Origin of the sequence: Streptosporangium sp. NPDC049046 (assembly GCF_040649155.1) — a bacterium.
GTDB lineage: Bacteria > Actinomycetota > Actinomycetes > Streptosporangiales > Streptosporangiaceae > Streptosporangium.
On the sequence record NZ_JBEZEZ010000016.1, the window covers coordinates 189413 to 209753 of the forward strand.

General features: G+C 70.6%; 15 protein-coding genes. 13 read left to right on the forward strand and 2 right to left on the reverse strand.

Annotated features, from left to right (window positions below; all coding sequences use genetic code 11):
* Positions 1-36: 36 nt before the first annotated feature.
* Genes AB0B96_RS23575 through AB0B96_RS23585 form a run of 3 tightly spaced genes read left to right on the forward strand, consistent with a single transcriptional unit; the run spans position 37 to position 4276 of the window.
* Complete coding sequence (locus AB0B96_RS23575; protein WP_362901820.1) at positions 37-2109, forward strand: M20/M25/M40 family metallo-hydrolase; 2073 nt, start codon at positions 37-39, stop codon at positions 2107-2109.
* Complete coding sequence (gene cysD, locus AB0B96_RS23580) at positions 2106-3038, forward strand: sulfate adenylyltransferase subunit CysD (RefSeq protein ID WP_350945188.1); 933 nt, start codon at positions 2106-2108, stop codon at positions 3036-3038. Before AB0B96_RS23575 ends, cysD begins: the two co-directional genes overlap by 4 nt.
* Entirely contained in the window at positions 3038-4276 is a 1239-nt protein-coding gene (locus tag AB0B96_RS23585) for a GTP-binding protein (protein ID WP_350945189.1), read from the forward strand. Before cysD ends, AB0B96_RS23585 begins: the two co-directional genes overlap by 1 nt.
* A 342-nt stretch (positions 4277-4618) precedes the next feature.
* Here the strand turns inward: AB0B96_RS23585 and AB0B96_RS23590 are convergent, their stop codons facing one another.
* Positions 4619-5494: a LysR substrate-binding domain-containing protein gene (locus AB0B96_RS23590; protein ID WP_362901823.1), complete on the reverse strand. Its 876-nt coding sequence runs from the start codon at positions 5492-5494 to the stop codon at positions 4619-4621.
* 102 nt (positions 5495-5596) lie between these two features.
* Positions 5597-5728: a hypothetical protein gene (locus AB0B96_RS23595; protein WP_350945191.1), complete on the reverse strand. Its 132-nt coding sequence runs from the start codon at positions 5726-5728 to the stop codon at positions 5597-5599.
* Positions 5729-5914: 186 nt separating this feature from the next.
* Between AB0B96_RS23595 and AB0B96_RS23600 the strand changes: the two genes are divergently transcribed.
* The 10 genes from AB0B96_RS23600 to AB0B96_RS23645 all read left to right on the forward strand — a co-directional run bounded on the left by AB0B96_RS23600 (position 5915) and on the right by AB0B96_RS23645 (position 20340).
* Positions 5915-6193, forward strand: a complete 279-nt coding sequence (locus tag AB0B96_RS23600) for a hypothetical protein (RefSeq protein WP_362901825.1) — start codon at positions 5915-5917, stop codon at positions 6191-6193.
* On the forward strand, positions 6190-8472 hold the full coding sequence (locus AB0B96_RS23605; protein WP_362901827.1) for a TOMM precursor leader peptide-binding protein: 2283 nt from the start codon (positions 6190-6192) through the stop codon (positions 8470-8472). Before AB0B96_RS23600 ends, AB0B96_RS23605 begins: the two co-directional genes overlap by 4 nt.
* Positions 8473-8510: 38 nt before the next feature.
* On the forward strand, positions 8511-10040 hold the full coding sequence (locus tag AB0B96_RS23610) for a SagB family peptide dehydrogenase (protein ID WP_362901829.1): 1530 nt from the start codon (positions 8511-8513) through the stop codon (positions 10038-10040).
* A gap of 259 nt (positions 10041-10299) precedes the next feature.
* Positions 10300-12840 carry a histidine kinase gene (locus tag AB0B96_RS23615; protein ID WP_362901831.1) on the forward strand — a complete coding sequence of 847 codons (2541 nt, stop codon included), beginning with the start codon at positions 10300-10302 and terminating at the stop codon, positions 12838-12840.
* A gap of 294 nt (positions 12841-13134) precedes the next feature.
* Positions 13135-13740: a response regulator transcription factor gene (locus AB0B96_RS23620; RefSeq protein WP_350945196.1), complete on the forward strand. Its 606-nt coding sequence runs from the start codon at positions 13135-13137 to the stop codon at positions 13738-13740.
* Between the two features lie 364 nt (positions 13741-14104).
* Positions 14105-15592 (forward strand): salicylate synthase, encoded by a 1488-nt coding sequence (locus AB0B96_RS23625; RefSeq protein WP_362901834.1) that lies wholly within the window; start codon positions 14105-14107, stop codon positions 15590-15592.
* Positions 15589-16827, forward strand: coding sequence for a ketoacyl-ACP synthase III family protein (locus AB0B96_RS23630; protein WP_362901836.1), 1239 nt, complete (start codon positions 15589-15591; stop codon positions 16825-16827). The genes AB0B96_RS23625 and AB0B96_RS23630 overlap by 4 nt, the downstream gene beginning before the upstream one ends.
* The gene (locus AB0B96_RS23635) at positions 16828-18579 is read left to right on the forward strand and encodes an AMP-binding protein (RefSeq protein WP_362901838.1); all 1752 of its coding nucleotides are present in this window, start codon (positions 16828-16830) and stop codon (positions 18577-18579) included.
* 7 nt (positions 18580-18586) lie between these two features.
* The gene (locus tag AB0B96_RS23640; protein WP_362901840.1) at positions 18587-18868 is read left to right on the forward strand and encodes a phosphopantetheine-binding protein; all 282 of its coding nucleotides are present in this window, start codon (positions 18587-18589) and stop codon (positions 18866-18868) included.
* Complete coding sequence (locus AB0B96_RS23645; RefSeq protein ID WP_362901842.1) at positions 18865-20340, forward strand: amidohydrolase family protein; 1476 nt, start codon at positions 18865-18867, stop codon at positions 20338-20340. Before AB0B96_RS23640 ends, AB0B96_RS23645 begins: the two co-directional genes overlap by 4 nt.
* Position 20341: the final 1 nt, after the last annotated feature.

Consider the following 20341-nt stretch of genomic DNA (forward strand, 5'->3'; position numbering starts at 1 on the left):
CGGCTGAAGGGCCGGAAAGCTGAGGAGGAGCGAAAGATGTCCGTACTCGGACACGTCGCCAGCACGCGCAAGGCGGCACTCTACGTAGTCAAGATAGGGAGCGCGAGTCTCGGCCACGACGCGCTCTTCGACGAGGTGGCCCTGCTGCGCCGCCGTGGCGCCCGCGTGCTCCTCGTCGCGGGCGGCGCGGCCGGCATCGCGCGGCACTACGCCGACATCGGCCGTCCCGTCAGGACGCTGAGCCTGCGAGGCGACAGCGCGGTGCGCTACTGCCCTCCCGAGGAGATGCCGCACATCGTGGACGCGTACGAGCGGGTGACGCTGCCGCGCGTGCGCGACGCGCTCACCGCGCGCGGACTCACCGTCTTCACCTCGGTCGCGCGGGACGGGGCACTGGTGAGCGCCCTGGCCAACCGGCCGCTGCGGGCCGTGGTGGACGGCAGGACGACGGTGGTCCGCGACCACCGGGCCGGCACCGTGACCGACGTGGCCGTGGACCGCGTCCAGGCGCTGCTCGACGCGTTCGACGTGGTGTGCCTCTCGCCGCCCGTCGCCGACGGCGCGGGCGGTTCCGCGCTCAACGTCGACGCCGACGTCCTCGCCGCCGAGCTGGCCAACGCCCTCGACGCCGACCACCTGCGCCTCGTCACCGGCACACCCGGCCTGCTCGGCGATCCCGAGGACCGGGCGAGCCGCCTCGTCGACGTGGTACGCGGCGAGGGGGAACGGTTCGCGCGCGGCAGGATGCGGCAGAAGGTACGCGCGGCGGAGATCGCCCTCGACGGGAGCGCCGACGTCGCGATAACCGGGCCGCACACCCTGTCCCCCGCGTCGGGGACGCGCTTCTGGCGCGTCCGGCCACCCGCACCCGACCTGTCGCTCCTGTCGCGAACCGTGGAGATCTCCTCGGTGTCGGCCGACGAGCGGGAGCTCGCCGAATACCTGGTGGAGTGGTGCGCCGAGCGCGGCGTCCACGCGGAGATCGACGCGGCCGGCAACCTCGTGGCCACCCGCGGCTCGGGCGACCGGCGGCTGCTCATGCTCGGACACCTCGACACCGTGCCGCACCGGTGGCCGGTGCGCTGGGACGGGCTCACGATCAGCGGCAGGGGCTGCGTCGACGCCAAGGCGAGCCTCGTCGCCTACCTGGAGACCCTCGCGGAGATGGACGTGCCGAGCTGGGCGCAGGTGCGCGTCATCGGCGCGGTCGAGGAGGAGGTCACCTCGGCGGGGGCCTTCCACGCCAGGGACCACTACCCGGCGGACGCGGTGATCGTGGGCGAGCCCAGCGGCGAGAAGGCCCTCACCATCGGCTACTACGGCCTGTGCAAGGTGCGGCTGCGGGTCGGCCACAGCGTCGGGCACACCGCGGGGCAGGGGGTCACCACCGCCGCCGACCGGCTGGTGGACGTGCTGAGCCGGCTCCGCGACGAGATCGGCGCGGCCGACCCCCAGGCGCTGGTGGCCGTGCTCGGCATCCACGCCAGGAACGGCGGGGACGTCCAGGTGGGCGAGGCCGTCATCGACGTGCGGGTCCCGCCGACCCTGGACCTGGAACACCTCGTCGACCTCGTCCACCGGGTCGCGGGGCCGGTCGCCGTACAGGTGCTCCGCGCCACACCAGGAGTGATCACCTCCCGTACCAGCCCGCTCGTGAAGGCGTTCTCGCGCGCCTTCAGGGAGGAGGGCGTGGCCCCGAGGTTCCTCGCGAAGAAGGGGAGCAGTGACATGAACACCCTCGCCACCACCTGGCGGGGAGTGCCCATGGTCGCCTACGGCGCGGGGGACGCCGCGCTCGACCACACACCGGACGAGCACCTCGACGCCGAGGAGTTCCGGCGCTCCAGGACCGTGCTGGCCAGGGCGGTCGCGAACTGGGTGGCGGAGGGCCGCCCGCGGGCCACGCCGTCCGCCGCCGAAGGAACCGCGGACACCGGAACCGTGGGAAGCCCCGGAAGCCCGGGAAGCCCGGGAAGCGCTGCGGGCGTCAACGGCGCCCGGCCCGTCGAAGCCGCCGAGACCGCGAACGGAACCGGCACCTTCGAGGACGTCGAAGCCGCCGCCCTCGTGACCGTCGCGGCCGCCGCAGGAGAGAGGACATCACGATGACAACGATCGCCGTCGACGAGACCGTCGGCCACACCTACCAGCTGTCCCACCTGGCCGCGCTGGAGTCGGAGGCCGCCCACATCTTCAGGGAGACGGCCGGGGAGTTCGACCGGCCGGTCATCCTCTTCTCCGGGGGCAAGGACTCCATCGTCATGCTCCACCTGGCGCGCAAGGCGTTCGCCCCCGCGCCGGTGCCGTTCCCGCTGCTGCACGTCGACACCGGCCACAACTTCCCCGAGGTCATCGCCTACCGGGACCGCGTCGTCGCCGAGTACGGGCTGCGGCTGAAGGTCGCCTCGGTCCAGGACTACATCGACCGGGGTGAGCTGGCCGAACGGCCCGACGGCTCACGCAACCCACTGCAGACGGTGCCGCTGCTCGAAGCCATCGAGAAGAACCGCTTCGACGCGGTCTTCGGCGGCGGGCGGCGGGACGAGGAGAAGGCCCGCGCCAAGGAGCGGGTGTTCTCGCTGCGCGACGACTTCGGCGGCTGGGACCCGCGACGGCAGCGGCCCGAGCTGTGGAACCTCTACAACGGCCGCCACTCGCCCGGCGAGCACGTCCGCGTCTTCCCGCTGTCGAACTGGACCGAGCTGGACGTGTGGCAGTACATCCTCTCCGAGGGCATCGAGCTGCCGCCGATCTACTTCGCGCACGAGCGCGAGGTCTTCTCACGCCGGGGCATGTGGCTCGCCCCCGGCGCGTGGGGCGGCCCGAGGAGGGACGAACGCCTGGAGCGGCGTCTCGTGCGGTACCGCACGGTCGGCGACATGTCGTGCACGGGCGCCGTCGACTCCGGCGCCGCCACCCTGGAGGAGGTCATCGAGGAGATCCGCTCCTCACGGCTGACCGAGCGAGGGGCCACCCGCGCCGACGACAAGCTGAGCGAGGCCGCCATGGAGGACCGCAAACGGGAGGGGTACTTCTGATGACCACCACACTGCTTCGCTTCGCCACCGCCGGATCCGTGGACGACGGGAAGTCCACCCTCGTGGGCCGGCTGCTGTACGACTCCAAGTCGATCCTCGCCGACCAGCTGGAGGCGGTGGAGAGCGCCTCGCGCAAGCAGGGACGGGAGACCGCCGACCTCGCCCTGCTCACGGACGGCCTGCGCGCCGAGCGCGAGCAGGGAATCACCATCGACGTCGCGTACCGCTACTTCGCCACCGCGCGCAGGCGCTTCATCCTCGCCGACACGCCGGGACACGTGCAGTACACCCGCAACATGGTCACCGGCGCCTCGACCGCGGAGCTGGTGCTCATCGTCGTCGACGCCCGCAACGGCGTCGCCTCGCAGACCAGGCGGCACGCCGCCGTCGCCGGGCTCCTGCGGGTGCCCCACGTCGTGCTGGCCGTGAACAAGATGGATCTCGTCGGCTGGGACGAGGAGGTGTTCGCGGCGATCGCCGAGGAGTTCACCCGGTACGCCTCCGGCCTCGGGATCGGCGAGGTGACCGCGATCCCGATCTCCGCGCTCACCGGCGACAACATCGTCACCCCCTCGCCGAACATGGACTGGCACACCGGGCCCACCATCATGGAGCTCCTGGAGACCGTGCGGGTGGGCACCGACCCCTCGGGGACGCCCGCCCGGCTTCCCGTCCAGTACGTGATACGGGCGAACGGCCGCCGCGCCTACGCCGGCCAGATCTCCAACGGCGTCCTGCGGGTCGGCGAGCGGGTCACGGTGCTCCCCGGCGGGCAGACGTCCACGGTGGAGGCGATCGACGTGCTCGGCGAGCCGGTCGACACGGCGTGGGCGCCGCAGTCGGTCGCCGTGCGCCTGCGTGACGACATCGACGTCTCAAGGGGTTCCCTCATCGTGCCGGAGGACGCGGCGCCCGCCCTCACCTGGGAGCTTCGGGTGACCACCTGCCACCTGCACGAGCGCGCCCTGCGCGTCGGGGAACGGGTGCTGGTCAAGCACACCACCAGGACGGTCCAGGCGGTCGTCGAGGACATCGTGCCCTCCGCCGCGCTCGGGGAGCTCACCTGCGCCCCGGGCGCGGACAGCCTCGCCGTGAACGAGATCGCGAGTGTCGTGCTGCGCACCACCGAGCCCCTCGCGGTCGATCCCTACGCGCACTCCCGTACGACGGGCTCCTGCCTGCTGATCGACCCGGCGGACGGGACCACCCGCGCGGCGGGGATCATCGAGGCTTCCTGAGTGTGGAGGTCCTCACCCCGGGTGGAGGAGACGAGGGGACGCCGCCGGGGTGAGGCCACCCGGCGCCATCGGGGTGATTCATCCGGCATCTTCAGGATGAGTCACCCGGTGGGAACCTTCGGGGACGGGGCCGGCCGGTCGGTCGGCCAGGGACGGGAACGGCCGGTTCGGTCGACTGGGTCAAGGTCGGCCGATTCGGTCGACCGGGGTCAGGGCCGGCCGGTTCAGGGCCGCTCGGTGGTGCCGGTGGGTGCGAGGGGCTCGGTCGGCCTGGTCGGTTCGGTGGTGTCAGCGGGTCCGACGGGCCCGGCCGGTTCGGTGGGGGGCAGGGGTTCGGTCGCCTCAGCCGGCGAAGGGGTAGTCGCGCAGTGACTGCTGGAAGGCCTTGCGGGCGATCGGGACGTACCCCGAGGACGCGGCGCCGGCGGACAGGGCCATGGTCACCGGCAGGGGACCGGGCGGGGAGGGAAGGGTGAGCCTGGCCGCCTTGGGCAGGCCCCAGAGCTCGTCGCCATTGGCGACGAGGCATGCCACACCCAGGCCGGCCTTGGCGGCCGCGCGCAGTCCGACGAGTTCGGCGCCCTCGTAGCCGACACGCCACGGGACGGCCGACTCCTCGAGCGCGTCCACGATGCGGGCGCGCAGCGTGCACGGCTCGGTGAAGAGCGTGAGCGGGAGCGCGGCGCCCTCACCGTGGGCCGGGCGCCCGAACCAGTCCATCCGCATGTGGCCGAGCTCCTGGCTGGTGGCGCCGCTCCGGTGCGGTCTCGTCTGCAGGAGCAGCGCGAGATCCAGCTGGCCGGTGCTCACCCGGCTCTCCAGGGATTCGCTCAATCCCGTCTGGACGCTGACCTGGGTGTGCGGCATGCCCTTGGTGAGCAGCCGCAGGATCTCGGGTAGCGCCTCCGCGAGCTGGTTGACGATCCCGATGGACAGCCGCTGGTTTCCCGGAGGGGGGATGAAACGGCCCACCGCCTCGTCGTTGAGTGCGACGAGACGGCGGGCGTAGCCGAGGAGTTCCTCGCCCTGCGGGCTGAGCATCAGTTTCCTGCCGGTCGAGGTGAATATGGGGCCCTTGATGAGGCCGCTGAGCTGGCGAATTTGCTGGCTGATGGCGGGCTGCGTTATGTGCAGGGCCTCGGCGGCCCTTCGGAAACCGCCGACATCGACTACGGTGACCAGCGCTCTCAGTCGATTTATTTGCAGGTCGTGGTACATTTTTCCTCTTAAGCTAACCTAGTAGGAAAGTGTCAAGCCATTTGGTTGGCATGGCTCTTGAGGCAAGAGGTCGCTCGTTTTCCGGATATTCGCGGCCGTGCCCTAGTAGGGCAGGTAGACCCCGCTGGGAGTGCGGGTGTCGATGGTGTGGCGAGAGTCGGCCGCGCGCTTCTTTTTCTGCCGGGGGACCCGGATGAGCTTTTTCTGCGGCCGGCGGATTTGCTTCTGCTCCATGATCTCCTCCAGTCTCCTGGTCCGGATGCGGTCAGCGTAGACCGGCGGGAGCGGGAAGTCCTACACACGGCGCCACGAGTGCGATGTGAGACTTTCACGTTCGTTTGGTGACGTGAAAACTGTTCCCCTCTCCAGGTCGAGCGCACAATTCCCTTATTCGAACTCACGCAGATCGAGGAGACCGCGATGGCGACCATGAACGCTTCCCTGGCCGACCGGGTGAACGAGCAGGACCTGAGCTTCACCGAGTTCCTCATGAGGACCTGGACCGGGTCCGAGAACGCCGGCGGGCACGCCGGTGACCTCGGAGGCACCGCGTTCGCGGGGTTCGGCGTCCTCCTCGGCGGCGAGGAGACGGCCGAGCCGCGTACGGGGATCGTGGAGCGCGCGCTCCTGGAAGACCTCGTCATCGAGGACCTCGACCACCCCGCTCCCGTCGTTGCCGCTTGGACCTACTGCGGATGAACCACTTCACTGAGAACGGGGCGTACTCACCGCTGATCGGATTCAAGCGCCACCTGCGGGCGGTGACGGTTCCGGGGGAGGCGGTCTATCTCACCTCGGCACGGGGGACGGTCGCCCTGTCCGGTGAGCAGATTCAGGCGCTCGCGCCGCTGCTGGACGGTAATCACAGCCTGGCCGAGGTGCGCAGGCGGGTGGCGCCCGGGATCCCGGCCGCGCAGCTCGGCCGGCTCCTCGGCCGGCTGGCGGAGGCGAATCTCGTCGGGCCTCGCCGCCCGGAGCCCTCCCCGAGGGCCGACGCCGCCGCCGAGGCGTACTGGGACCTCGGGCGGCTGGACGCGGACCGGGCCGCGTCGGGGCTGGCGGAGTCGTCCGCCCACCTCGTCTCCCTGGGGGGAGTCGACACCAGACCCACGGCCGAGGCGCTGCGGTCGATGGACGTCACCGTCGAGGAGGACGGTGACGGGTCCGCGACCCTGTTCCTCGTGCTCTGCGACGACTATCTCGACCCTGAGCTCGAACGGTTCAACGAACGGAGACTGGCGGACGGGCGGCCCTGGCTGCTCGTCAAGCCGGTCGGCGCCGACCTGTGGATCGGCCCGATCTTCCGCCCGAGGGGGGGACCCTGCCTGTCCTGCCTGACCACGCGGTTGCGTGCGCACCGGCGCGGGGAGACACGGCTGCGGAGCACGCCGGAGACGGGTGCCGTCAGCCCGCCCGAGGCGTCGCTGCCCCTCACCCGCGCCCTCGGGGCACGGTTCGCGGCGCTGGAGGCGGTCAAGTGGCTGGCCGGATCGCGCGACGAGCACCAGGACACCGTGTGGACGCTGGACACCTTCTCACTGCAGGGGGTGCGGCACCCCGTGGAGAGGCGCCCGCAGTGCTCTTCCTGCGGAGACCCCGGGCTGGTCGCGGAACGCGTCGGCAGGCCCGTCGCCGTCGCGTCCAGGAGTAAGGCGGCGGTGGGCGGCAACGGGCATCGCGCGCTGGAGACCGAACTGGTCTGGGAACGCTACCGTCATCTGGCCGACCCCCTCACCGGGATCACGGATGTGATCCAGCGCGACCCGCGCAGCCCCTCCTTCCTGCACTGCTACCTTTCCGGGCCGAACCTCGCCCTCACCGACGACAGTCTCTCCGCGATGAGGGCCGGCCTGCGCCGGCAGAGCGGGGGCAAGGGGAGCACCGACCTCGAGGCGAGGGTGGGCGCGCTCTGCGAGGCGGTGGAGAGACACTGCGGATCGCGGCACGGGGACGAGCCGACGGTGCGCGGCAGCCTCCGCGGCCTGGGTGAGCGGGCCGTGCGCCCCGACGAGTGCCAGCACTTCCACCGGCGCCAGTTCGAGGACCGGCACCGCTGGAACGCCGAGAGTTCGGCTTTCCAGCACATCCCCGAGCCGTTCGACGACGAGGAGGTCGTCGACTGGACCCCGGTGTGGTCGCTCACCGAGAAGCGGCAGCGCCTGCTCCCCACCGACCTGCTCTACTTCACCAGGGGCGGTCATCCTTCGCTGCGCGCGACCTCCAACGGGAACGCCGCGGGCTCCAGCGTCGAGGACGCGATCGTCCAGGGGTTCCTCGAACTGGTCGAGCGCGACGCGGTGGCCATCTGGTGGTACAACCGCACGCGTCAGCCCGCCGTGGACCTCGACTCGTTCGGCGACCCGTGGATCGCCGACCTGCGCTCGCGCTACGAGGGCATCGGCAGGGAGTTCTGGGTCCTCGACGTCACCTCGGATCTGGGCATCCCCGTGATGGCGGCGATCTCGCGGCGCGTCGACAAGCCGGCCGAGGACATCATGCTCGGGTTCGGTGCCCACTTCGACCCCCGGATCGCCGCGCGGCGCGCGCTGACCGAACTCGGGCAACTGCTTCCTGCCGTCGCCGGGGCACGCGCCGACGGGACGGGATACGGTGAGACAGATCATCACATCCAGGACTGGTGGCTCAGGGCGACGACGGAGAACCAGCCCTATCTGCGTCCGGGCGGGGATCGGGGGCCGCGGGCGCTGAGTGATTACGCCTACATTCCCCGAGATGACCTGCGGGAGGACGTCGAGCACATCGTCACACTGGCCGGGCGGGCGGGCCTGGAGGTTCTCGTCCTCGACCAGACGCGTCCCGACATCGGGATGCCGGTCGTCAAGGTGGTCGTCCCCGGTCTACGGCATTTCTGGGCGAGGTTCGGCCCCGGGCGGTTGTACGACGTCCCCGTCCGGCTCGGACGTCTTGACAGGGCGACGGCGTACGAGGATCTCAACCCGATTCCCCTGTTCATGTAGCCATTTTCCCGTCCCAACACGGATCAGGAGTCAACAGGATGGTCGGCGGCCAAGGCAATGATGCCGGTTCGCTCCAGATATTTCCCCAGTGGTCGTTCCGGGAGGACGTCTACATCGAACCGGAGCCGCACAACGGAAGCGTGGTGGTGCACAGCCGCTGGGAGGACGTGATCCTGCCGTCCCCCGGACCCGCCGTGCTGGAGGCGATGCGCCGGATGAGCCTGGGGCCCATCCTGCTCGACAACGTCATCCGCGAGGAGGACGAACGGCGGGAGCTGGAGGCGATCCTCGACGGTCTCCAGCACATGGTGGTGCGCTCCTTCGGCTTCGATCCCGAGCAGCCGACGCTGTCGGTGATCCCGCTCACCCAGCGGGCGCGGTTCCTGCTGCCGGCGGTCCCTCTGCTCCACCCGATCCGCCTGTCGAGGTTCGCGCTGATCAGAACCGACGGCAACAACTACCACGTCGAGTCGCCGCTCTCGCTGCACCGCGTCATCCTGCACCGGCCCGACGCGATGGCCGGTGTCGGGTCGCTGATCCGCCCGGTCGCCCCCTCGGCGATCGGGCCGGAGTCCTGGCCCGTGGTCGCCTACCTGATGGCGGCGGGGATGGTGGTGCAGGCCGTGGAGGAGGACCCCTTCCAGCCGATGGTGTTCGAGGAGGACGTCGACCCCGCCCTCGTCGCCTGGACTCCCGTCGATCTCATGTTCCACACCCGTTCCACCCTCGGCAGGCACGATCACGACTTCGGGGCGACGTACCCGATGGGGGATCAGTGGAGCGTCGAGCCCGTCGTGAAGCCGGGGCCTCCGGAGGTTCCCGTCGGCGCGGAGCCGGCTCCCGTCGCGCTGCCCCGGCCGAAGTGGGGTGAGCTGCTCGCGGCGGATCCGCCGCTCACCGCGGTCGTCGAGGCGAGCAGGCACACCCGGCACTACGGTGAGCGGCAGCTGACGGCCGGTGAGCTGGGGGAGCTGCTGTACAGGACGGCCCGGGTCCGCTCGCTGGTCGGCTCGCCCGACGAGTCCTCGACGACCGCGACGAGCGATCGCCCCTACCCGAGCAGCGGGAGCTCTTATGAGCTCGAGCTCTACGCCACGGTGGACAGGTGTGCCGACGTGCCCCGGGGCATCTACCACTACGATCCGCTGCGGCACCGGCTGGAGCCGATCGGGTTCGACCCGGCGGACGTGGACGAGTTGCTGGAGACGGGCAAGGTGGCGGCGAACCTGGACGCGACGCCGCCCGTACTGATCACCATCACCGCGCGGTTCCGCAGGCTGTCGAGGAAGTACAACGGGCTGAGTTACTCGCTGGTCCTCAAGAACGTCGGGGCGCTGACGCAGACGCTCTCCCTGGTCTGCACGGCGATGGGACTGGCGGCGTGCAGGCTGGACAGCGGCGACATCGAGGTGACGGGACGCGTCTTCGGCCTCGACTGGCGCGTCGAGTCGAGTGTCGGCGGGTTCGTCGTCGGCCACCGTCTCGTTCCCGAGCCGAGCCGGCTTTCCGGGCGATACGCGGCGAATGACGCCGAATGGGTTGTTCAGGCGAGGGCGGCACTCTCGTAATCCAGGGGGTTCGCCTTTTCCGTCGTTTCACGGATGGGTGAGGGCGTACGGCGAGAGTCCGGTGAGCACCGCCCTCTCGCCGGACGTGCTTGAATCATGCGGTACGGCGACAACGCATGGTTTTCCACTGCTAGTCCCTGTCGATTCACCCAGAGCTACGCAAATAGGTCTATCTAAGCTTATTTAGCTGATATAGATTGCTTCAGGGTCTCGGGATGACGTGGACGGGAAACCGGTCGGGCTTCGAAGGAGACGATCGATGACGGTTGACGCCGACTCCCCGCAGGGCTGGCGCGGACTTGCCAGGTCGCTGCCCGGTTCATCTCGGAGAACCCGGAGAAAGCGGCACAGGGAGGGCGGACTCGCCGCCCCCAGGGTGGCACGCGCGATCATCGTCGCCGTTCTGTACGGCTACGTGTTCAACGCACTGATGTTCGTATGGGGAAGTGGCCTGCCGAGCACCGAACTGTCGGGCTTCGCCGGCTGTCTGCTGGCCGCGCTTTTCCTGCAACTTTCACATTCGACACAGGAGGCTCTGAGCTGGCCCGTACCGCTCCGTGTTCTCACACTTTCGGTACAGGCCATTGTTACTTTCCTGCCTTTCACATGGGTCGGCCCGCAGGCGGGATCCATCGCGGGATTTCTCGCCGGGTCCATGCTGCTGGTGGTGGCGGGGCCGTGGCGCTGGGGACTCTTCTTCGCCGTCGCGGCCGGTGTCGGCGTGCTGCTCGCGCTCAGGGAACAGCACCTGATGGTGGTGGACGTCGTCTACAGCGTGTACTTCACCCTGCTCACCGGGCTGATGGTGTACGGGGTCAGCTCGCTGGCGTCCCTGGTGCGGGCGGTCCACGCGGCGCAGGGGGAGTTCGCGCGGATGGCGGTGGCGCGGGAACGGCTGCGGGTGGCGCGGGATCTGCACGACCTGCTGGGCTACAACGTCTCGGCGATGACACTGAAGAGCGAACTGGCCTACCGGCTGCTGCCGGGGGCGGCCGAGCGGGCGCGCAGCGAACTCCGCGACGTCCTGGTGGTCGCCCGCCGCGCGCTGGCGGAGGTACGGGTGGTCGCGGGCGGGTATCTGCCCATGTCGCTGACGGCGGAGGCGGAGTCGGCGAAGGCGATGCTTTCGGTCGCCGAGATGCGGGCCCGGGTGAACGTTTCACAGGAGGGCCTGCCGGAGGCGCTGGACACGGTGCTGGCGATCGTGCTGCGGGAGGCGGTCACCAACGTGCTGCGGCACAGCAAGGCGCAGCACTGTGAGATCGAGGCGTCTGTGGAGAAGGGCCGGGCGCGGCTTCGGGTCTGCAACGACGGGGTCGAGCCGGAGCTGGGGGCGCGTTCGTTCGAGGCCGGTACCGAGCCGAGGGCACGTTCGTTCGAGGCCGGTACGGGGCTGGGGAATCTCAAGGGCCGGCTGGAGGCGGCGGGCGGACGACTGTCGGTCACGGTCGACGACGAGTGGTTCCGGCTGACCGCGGAGGCCCCCGTGGCGCCGGTCACCGCGAGGGCCGCGGTTTCCCAGGCGCCGGGGATGTCCGGCACGCCGCAGGGCGAGTCCGCGCGACCGGACGCGCGGGATGACGGGCCACCGGGCAGGGGCCCGGCGCGGGCGTGGCATCTGCGGGTGGCCCGCTTCATCGCCGTGCTGGTGCTGTCGGGGTACGGCCTGCTCATCGTGGTCAACGTGCTGGCGCGGCCGACGAGCCCGCTCGAACTGGCGGGATTCACCGCCTGTGTCGCCGTGCTGGTCGGCGTGCAGATCGTCGACTCCCTGGGGGAGCCGCGTTCGTGGCCGGCGTGGCTCAGGAGGGCGACCCTGGTGGTGCAGACCGTCGCCACGCTCCTGCCGCTGCTGTGGATCGGCGCGCCGTGGGGTTCGATGGGCGGCTTCCTCGCGGGGGCGGTGCTGCTGATGGTGGCGAGCTTCTGGCGGTGGGTGCTGTACGCGGCGATCGGCGCCGGCGTGCTGCTGCTGTCCGTGCTGCAGGGCGACACGGTGGAGTGGACCGCGTACCTGGTGATCTCCACGCTGCTGACCGGCCTGGTGGTCTTCGGCATCGGCTCGCTGTCGGACCTGGTGGCGCGGGTGGACCGGGCGCGAAGGGAACTGGCGTGGATGGCGGTGACCCAGGAGCGGCTGCGGGTGGCGCGGGATCTGCACGACCTGCTGGGTAACGACCTCTCGGTGATGATCGCCAAGAGCGAGCTGGCGTACCGGCTGCTGCCGGGGTCGGCGGAGCGGGCGAAGTGCGAGGTGGCGGAGGTGCTGGAGATCGCGCGGCGGGCGGTCGCGGATGTCCGGGCGGTGGCCGGTGGATACCGGCACATGTCGTTCAGCGCGGAGTCGGACCTGTTGGTCTCCACGCTCGCCGCCGCCGGAATCGACGTCGAGGTGAGGATCCCCGAGGACGTGGCCCCGGGGAATCTGGACGCGGTGCTCGCGGTCGTTTTGCGGGAGGCGGCCACGAACGTGCTGCGGCACAGCAGGGCGCGGCACTGCGTGGTCGAGATGGCCGTGGACGAGGCCGGGACGCGGCTGTGCGTGACCAACGACGGGGTGCCGCCGGGGACGCTTCCCGACGTCCGCGACGGTTCCGGGCTGGGGGACCTCACGGAGCGGCTGCGTGCCGTCGGCGGGCGGCTGACGGCCGAGGTCGTCGACGGCACGTTCCGGCTGGTCGTCGTCTTCCGTGCGGAGAAGCCGAGGAACATGCCCGGAAGCGTGCGGGAGGACGGGCCCGATGCCCTGTCCGGGGACATGCCGAGGGATGCGGAGGGAACGGACGGCGACGGGGGGTGATTCGGCCGGATCGTTCTGACTGACAAGTCAGAGTAAGCAGCTGTCAGATTCCGCTGGCATTGCCAAACGTAATTGACTGGGTACTATTCGGATCAAGATCGGTGGATCCAGTAAGCTTGATCGAACAGTGGTGAGGCGTACATGGAGGGGAGTCGCCTCGCGAGGTCGATCGAGAGACTGGTCACCGAGCCCCCCGTGACGACGATCGCGGGATCACCCGCGAGATCGAGAGCCCCTGTCGCGTCCGGGTGTCGTTTCTCGCCCTGAAGCCGAAGTCCGGACAGGAGTGCCGCTGTGCTGAAGATCCTCCTCGCCGAGGACGTACCGATGGTGCGCGGAGCGCTGGCGGCCCTCCTCGACATCGAGCCCGACCTCACGGTGGTGGCACAGGTGGGCAGCGGGGACAGGATCGTGCCCACCGCGCTCGAGACACGCCCCGATGTCGCGATCATCGATGTCGACCTGCCCGTGCTCGACGGTCTCTCCGCGGCGGAGGAGCTGCACGCGAAGCTGCCCACCTGCCGGACGCTGATCCTGACCGGCCTGGGAAGGCCCGGCACCCTTCGCCGAGCCCTGTCGGTCTCGGTCTCCGGCTTCCTGCTCAAGGACACGCCCTCGGAACGCCTCGCCCAGGCGGTCCGCGAGGTGGCCGCGGGGCGTCGCATCGTCGACCCGCAGCTCGCGCTGACCGCGTGGGACGTCGGGGAGAACCCGCTGTCCGGACGTGAGGTCCAGGTCCTGAGGCTGGCCGCGGGCGGCGCCGAGCCGCCGGAGATCGCGGCCATCATGCACGTGTCCGTCGGGACCGTGCGCAACTATCTCACCAAGACGGTCACCAAGCTGAACGCGAGGAACCGGGTGGACGCCATCCGTATCGCCACCGAGGCCGGCTGGATCTGATCGGCCTCCGACCGGCCGGGGTCGGGACCGTGCGCGACCATCTCGGCAAGACGGTCACCAAGCTGAACGCGGGGAACCGGGTGGACGCCATCCGTCGGCTGGATCTGACCGGCCTCTGACCGATCAGGGCCGGCTGGGTCTGAACCGGCCGCGACCTCGCGTTTCTCCGGTCCTCCCGCCCTTTTCCCGGTCGACTTCCCGGTCGCTGTTTCGTCTCTCCCGTTTTCTTTCTCGCCATTCCGTCTTCGCATCCTGAAAAGCATGTCTTATCGCGGGCCCATTGTCCTGATTTTGTTACCAGCTTAGCGTAATTGCTGGTAACAAAAAGAGCCGGCTTCCCACGGCCAGGAAAGGATGCCCGCAGATGAGTTCCAACAGGTGGCTGCACTACTTCGAGACGCAGGTTCCCCTCTCAGAGGAGCCGCCGAGGGTCGCGGCCAGGCTCGCCGCCTCCGGCCCGTACGCGGAGTACGTCGTGTACGAGAGCGGAGGCAAATGGTCCTACGCGGCAGGCGCGCGGGCCGAGGTCACGCTGGACCGCACCGGTGCCCGGCTGACCCAGGAGAACGAGCCCGACGTCGTCCTGCCCTGGAGCGACCGGCCGCTGCACCAGGTGGCCCGGCTGCTCGACATCGTGAAGGTCCCCGCCTGGCGTGCCTACGGCTGGGCGACCTTCGAGCTCTCCTACGCCAAGGACGGCAGGCTCGACCACGTCGGCGACAACCGGCTGCTGCACCTCGTGGTGCCGAAGGCCGAGGTCCGCATCGAGGACGGCCACGCCCACCTCCGCGCCGCCGACCAGGAGACGCTGACCGCGCTGCTGGAGACGATCTCCAGCCCCGCGGTGACCTCCGAGGCCCAGCCGAAGCCGCTGGACGTGCGCGAACGCGGCGAGGACGCGTACCGGACGGCGGTACGGCTCGCGGTCGAGGAGATCAACCAGGGCGACCTGCACAAGGTCATCCTGTCGCGGGTCGTCGACGTCGACGAGGACATCGACCTGATCGCCACCTACCTCGCGGGACGCCGGGGCAACAACCCCGCGCGGTCGTTCCTGCTCAACCTCGGTGGCGTGGAGACGACGGGGTTCAGCCCGGAGATCGTGGTCAAGGTGTCCGCGGACGGCCGCGTGGTGAGCCAGCCGCTCGCCGGGACGAGGGCGCTCACCTCCGACCTGGTGGAGAACGAGAGCCTGCGCGCCGACCTGCTCGCCTCCGCCAAGGAGATCTACGAGCACGCCATCTCGGTGAAGGTCGGCACCGACGAGCTCGTCGACGTCTGCGTGCCCGGCTCGGTCGAGGTGCCGGAGTTCATGGCGATCCGCGAACGCGGCAGCGTCCAGCACCTCGCCTCCCAGGTGTCCGGCAAGCTCGCCCCCGGCCTTCGGGCGTGGGACGCCTTCGGCGCGGTCTTCCCCGCGGTGACCGCGTCCGGCGTGCCCAAGGAGGCCGCGTACACCACGATCCGCAGGCACGAGCCCGAGTCGCGGGGCCTGTACAGCGGGGCCGTGCTCACCGTCGACCACAACGGCGAGATGGACGCGGCGCTCGTGCTGCGCAGCGCCTACCGCCAGAACGGCCGCACCTGGCTGCGCGCCGGGGCCGGCATCGTCGGGCAGTCCACTCCCGAGCGGGAGTTCGAGGAGACCTGCGAGAAGCTCGACAGCGTGGCGCGCTACCTGGTTCCCGCCGGCGGGAGAGGCGCCCTGGCGGCCGACTTCGCCGCCTCCGCCGGTCTCGACGCAGGCCTGGACGCGGGCCTGGACGCGGGCCTGGTCCCCGCCGCAGGGGGAGGCGTCCTGGCTGACGACTCCGCCGACCTGCTCTCCGCCGTGGGGGGAAGCGCGCGATGAGGGTCGACGACATCTACCTCGCGGGGGTGGGCACGTACCTGCCCCCCGTGGTGACCACCGAGCACGCGGTCGGAAGGTCCTGGTACGACCGGGCCGACCGCGAGGCCTCCGGGATGGAGGCCGTGATGGTGGCCGGCGAGACGCCGGCACCGGAGATGGCGGCCCGCGCGGCCCAGGTCGCGCTGCGCCGCTCGGGCCACGGCCCCGACGACTTCGGCGCGCTGCTGCACAGCGACAGTTACCACCAAGGGCCGGACGGTTGGTCGGCGCCGCACTACGTGCTGCGCAGGACGCTGGACCGGCCGATCACCGCCCTGGAGATCCGGCAGGGCTGCCTCGGCATGATCGCGAGCCTTGAGATGGCCGCGCACCGGCTCATCGCCGACCGTGGCAGGGACCGCAAGGACGCTGTGCTGCTGACCGCGGGCGACAACTTCTCGGCTCCGGGAGTGGACCGGTGGCGGGCCTCCAGGATGTTCCTGCTCGCGGACGGCGGCGCCGCCGCGGTGGTCTCGCGGCGCGGGGGCTTCGCCCGGGTGCTCGCCTTCGGGACGGTCTCCAACCCCGGGATGGAGGAACTGCACCGGGGCGGGGAGGTCATCTTCCCGCCCGGCGTCACGATCGGCCGCTCGCTGAACTTCGAGGAGCGCAGCGACTACTGGCGCAGGCAGTGGGCGGCGGGCATCGCACCCCCCATGGGGCACTTCGGCGAGTGCGTCGCCGAGGCGGCCGACCGGGCGCTCGAGGAGGCCGGGATCTCCATGGAGAAGGTCACCCGCGTCTGCCACACCGCCTTCGCGCGGAATTCCCTGGAGGCGATGTTCCTCGACCCCCTGGAGATCGACGCGGACCGGGGCCTGTGGGACTTCACCCGGAGGATCGGGCACGCCGGCGCCGCCGACCCGTTCATCGGCCTGGAGCACCTGTGGACGAGCGGACAGGTCGTCCCCGGAGACCACGTGCTGCTCATCGGCAGCGCCCCCGGCATGGAGGCCGGATGCGTGGTCCTGGAGATCATCGCCCCGTACGAGCCCGGCGACCAGGAGGCAGAGAGCCACGGGCCCGAGAGCAGCGAGGCAGCGAGCCGTGGAGCCGAGAGCCACGAGCTCCAGAACGACGACCACGAGCCCGAGGACCAGGAGATCCAGAACGACGACCACAGACGCCCGGGGCACGAGCCGCGAGACGGCGACCACGGGCCCGAGAACCGCGAGCCGGAGAACGGAGGCCGGTAGATGCTTGACGGATGCACACCGTGGCCCGAGGAGTTCGCCGCCCTTTACCGGAGTGAGGGCCTCTGGCGCGGAGAGCGCCTCGGCGACCTCCCGCGGACCTGGGCCCGCACGTTCGGAGACCGTACGGCACTGGTCGCCGGAGATCTGCGCCTGTCCTACCGGGACCTGGAGAACCGGATCGACCGGATGGCGGCGGGATTCCACCGCCTCGGGGTCGAGCCCGGCGACCGGATCGTCCTGCAACTGCCCAACGTGCCCGAGTTCGTCATCGTGGCCTTCGCGCTCTTCAGGGCGGGCGCCAAACCCGTCTTCTCCCTCGCGTCGCACCGGGCGAACGAGATCAGGCACCTATGCGAGCTGTCCGGCGCGTCCGGATACGTCGTCCCCGGCGTCTATCGCGGGTTCGACCACACCGCGCTCGCCCTGCGGATGGCCGACGAGGTGGCGAGCCTGCGCCAGATCTTCGTCCTGAACGCGGAAAACGGCGAGGAGAGCGACGCGGGGAGCGGCGCCGAGACCGGCACGGCCGGTGCGACGGTGATTCCGCTCGCGCGGGTGGACGCCGACCCGGTCCCGCTTCCCGACAGCGACCCCTCGGACGTGGCGTTCTTCCTGCTCTCCGGCGGGACGACCGCGCTGCCCAAGCTGATCCCGCGTACGCACGACGACTACGTCTACCAGACAGGAGCGGTGGCCGAAGTCTGTGAGCTCGGCGCGGACGACGTCTACCTGGCGGCGCTGCCGGTGGAGTTCAACTTCACCTGGGGCTGCCCGGGGGTCGTCGGCACGCTCGGCCAAGGCGGCACGGTCGTGCTCGTCGAGACCCCGGTCGCCGAGGACTGCTTCCGCGCGATCGAGCGGGAGCGGGTCACCGTCACCTCGGTCGTCCCCACCGTGGCGCAGCTCTGGCTGGAGGAGGCGGCGTGGGGGGAGGCGGACCTGTCCAGCCTGCGCGTGCTGCAGATCGGCGGGGCGAGGCTCCAGCCGGAACTGGCCGCGCGGATCGAGCCCGAGCTGGGCTGCCGCCTCCAGCAGGTGTTCGGCATGGCCGAGGGACTGCTCTCCATGTCCAGGAAGGGCGACGACCCCGAGTCCGTCGTACAGACCCAGGGGCGGCCGATCTCACCGGCCGACGAGGTGCGGATCGTCGACGAGCACGACGCCGAGGTGCCCCCGGGCGTCACCGGTGAACTGCTCACCCGCGGCCCGTACACCCTGCGCGGCTACTACCGCGCCGAGGAGCACAACCGGCGGGCCTTCACCGAGGACGGCTTCTACCGCACCGGCGACCTGGCCAGCCTCACCCCCGAGGGGAACCTGGTCATCGAGGGACGGCTGAAGGACGTCGTGATCCGCGGCGGAGACAAGATCTCGGCCGGAGAGGTGGAGGGGCATCTGCTCACCCACCCCTCGGTCGCGAGGGCGGCGGTCGTACCGGTGCCCGACGAGTTCCTCGGCGAGCGGATCTACGCGTTCGTCGTCCACCGGGGCGAGAAGCCGGCGCTGGCCGAGCTGAAGCGGGCGCTGCACGAGCGCGGGCTGGCGGAGTTCAAGCTGCCGGACCGGGTGGAGTTCGTCGAGGACTTCCCGCTCACCCCGCTCGGAAAGATCGACAAGAAGGTGCTCGCCGCCGCGGCGAAGGACCCGGCCCTGACCCGCGACTGGGCGCCCGCGCCGTCCACCCCCGACCCCCGGGACATCCCCGACCACGAGAAGACCCTCGTGCGTCCGCTCGCACGTCAGGAAAGGTGAACCAGACATGCAACGCGATATCTCGGCACCGCCCACGACCGACGACCTGCGGCGGTCCATCGCGACGATCGTCGGAACCGAACCCGGCGAGATCACCGGCGACGCCAACCTCGTCTTCCTCGGACTGGGATCCCTGGAGATGATGCGGCTCGTCACCCGGTGGCGCCGGCAGGGCATCGCAGTGGAGTTCGGCGAGCTCGCCGCCGAGCCGACCGTCGACGCCTGGCAGCGGCACCTGCACGCGGCCTGGGAGGCCCGGCAGGTGAAGACGGAAGAGGCCGCCCGATGAGCGCGCTGCTGATCAGGGGCGGCTGCCTCTACCCGGCCGACGCCGAGGCGAGCGTCGTCCCCGACGGCTCCGTGCTCGTCGAGGGCGAGCGGATCGTCGCCGCGGGGAGCACCGAGGAGGTCGAGGCCGCGCTGGAGCCCCGGCACCGCGAGAACCTGCGCACGATCGACGCCAGGGGAAAGATGATCCTGCCCGGCTTCGTCAACGCGCACTGGCACGACCTGTTCGCGATGCGGTTCCCCTTCAAGGGCGCGCTGCGACCCGCCGCCGACCGCGACGACAAGCCCGTCTTCATGGCGCTGGGCGGCGACCTCCGGCAGATCTCGATGGTCTTCGACTCCTTCCACGACCAGATCGACCGGCTCACCCCCGAGGAGGCCGAGGCGATCGCCCGCTACTCGATGTGGACCCAGCTGCGCTCCGGCGCGACCACCCTCGGGGACGTGGGCTCGTTCAACCGGCCGGAGGCACTCGCCTCGGCCGCCCGCCACCTCGGCATGCGGTGCTCGGTCAGCACCTGGGCGAGCGACGCGGTGTGCGCCCCCGGCGAGTCGCGGTTCCGCAGGACCCGCGACGCCGACGTGGTGCTGCGGCGGATCGAGGACCTGCTGCGCGCCTGCGAGCAGGACACGAGCGGGCTGGTACGGGCGAGGCCGACCTCGGTCTACGGGGTCACCATGACCGACGAGCTCGGTGCCGGTCTTGCCGAACTCGTCGCCAGGTACGACGTGCCGTTCGCGACGCACGTCGGCGCGCTGCGCAACGAGGCCGAGGTGATGCGGAGCTACTACGGCACGACCCCGGTCCGCAGGTTCGCCGACCTCGGCCTGCTCTCCGACCGGTTCATGGCGGTGCACTGCGCGTTCGCCGACGAGGACGAGCGCAAGATGCTCGTCGCGGCGAACGCGCACATCAGCCACTCGCCGGCGAAGTACGGCCCCGCCGGGGAGTCCTCGCTCACCGAGACCCGGGTGATTCCGGAGTTCCGGCGCGCCGGGCTGGACGTCTCGCTCTCCACAGACGGTGCCGCGCTGCCGATCGGCGGCATGGCCGAGGCGATGCGGGTCACCTGGCAGATCTACAACGAGATGTACGCCGACCCGACCGAGGTGCTTCCGACCGACGCGCTGGCGATGGCCACCCGGATAGCGGCCCAAGGGCTGGACTGGGCGGGGGAGATCGGCAGCGTGGAGGCCGGCAAGCAGGCCGACCTGCTGCTCGTCCCCGCCGACGACTGGCGCTACCTGCTCAACCCACGCCCGCTGGAGAGCTTCCTCGCCCTCGGCGGCTCGGCGGACGTGGACACCGTGATCGTCGCGGGCCGGACCCTGGTGGAGGGCGGCAGGGCCACCGGCCTCGACGAGGACGAACTCGAAGCCGACTACCTTGAGGCACTCGGAACCTTCTCTGTGCGCTGTCTCGGTATCGATCCCGACCTGGTCGCCACGCTCACCCGTGCGGCACGAAGATGAG

What these genes read in the sequence shown, in the direction of transcription:
- AB0B96_RS23595 (WP_350945191.1), bottom strand. Translation starts at nt 5,728, where the DNA reads ATGGAGCAGAAGCAAATCCGCCGGCCGCAGAAAAAGCTCATCCGGGTC.
- AB0B96_RS23600 (WP_362901825.1), top strand. Translation starts at nt 5,915, where the DNA reads ATGGCGACCATGAACGCTTCCCTGGCCGACCGGGTGAACGAGCAGGAC.
- AB0B96_RS23630 (WP_362901836.1), top strand. Translation starts at nt 15,589, where the DNA reads ATGAGGGTCGACGACATCTACCTCGCGGGGGTGGGCACGTACCTGCCC.
- AB0B96_RS23605 (WP_362901827.1), top strand. Translation starts at nt 6,190, where the DNA reads ATGAACCACTTCACTGAGAACGGGGCGTACTCACCGCTGATCGGATTC.
- AB0B96_RS23625 (WP_362901834.1), top strand. Translation starts at nt 14,105, where the DNA reads ATGAGTTCCAACAGGTGGCTGCACTACTTCGAGACGCAGGTTCCCCTC.
- AB0B96_RS23640 (WP_362901840.1), top strand. Translation starts at nt 18,587, where the DNA reads ATGCAACGCGATATCTCGGCACCGCCCACGACCGACGACCTGCGGCGG.
- cysD (WP_350945188.1), top strand. Translation starts at nt 2,106, where the DNA reads ATGACAACGATCGCCGTCGACGAGACCGTCGGCCACACCTACCAGCTG.
- AB0B96_RS23610 (WP_362901829.1), top strand. Translation starts at nt 8,511, where the DNA reads ATGGTCGGCGGCCAAGGCAATGATGCCGGTTCGCTCCAGATATTTCCC.
- AB0B96_RS23615 (WP_362901831.1), top strand. Translation starts at nt 10,300, where the DNA reads ATGACGGTTGACGCCGACTCCCCGCAGGGCTGGCGCGGACTTGCCAGG.
- AB0B96_RS23635 (WP_362901838.1), top strand. Translation starts at nt 16,828, where the DNA reads ATGCTTGACGGATGCACACCGTGGCCCGAGGAGTTCGCCGCCCTTTAC.
- AB0B96_RS23575 (WP_362901820.1), top strand. Translation starts at nt 37, where the DNA reads ATGTCCGTACTCGGACACGTCGCCAGCACGCGCAAGGCGGCACTCTAC.
- AB0B96_RS23645 (WP_362901842.1), top strand. Translation starts at nt 18,865, where the DNA reads ATGAGCGCGCTGCTGATCAGGGGCGGCTGCCTCTACCCGGCCGACGCC.
- AB0B96_RS23585 (WP_350945189.1), top strand. Translation starts at nt 3,038, where the DNA reads ATGACCACCACACTGCTTCGCTTCGCCACCGCCGGATCCGTGGACGAC.
- AB0B96_RS23590 (WP_362901823.1), bottom strand. Translation starts at nt 5,494, where the DNA reads ATGTACCACGACCTGCAAATAAATCGACTGAGAGCGCTGGTCACCGTA.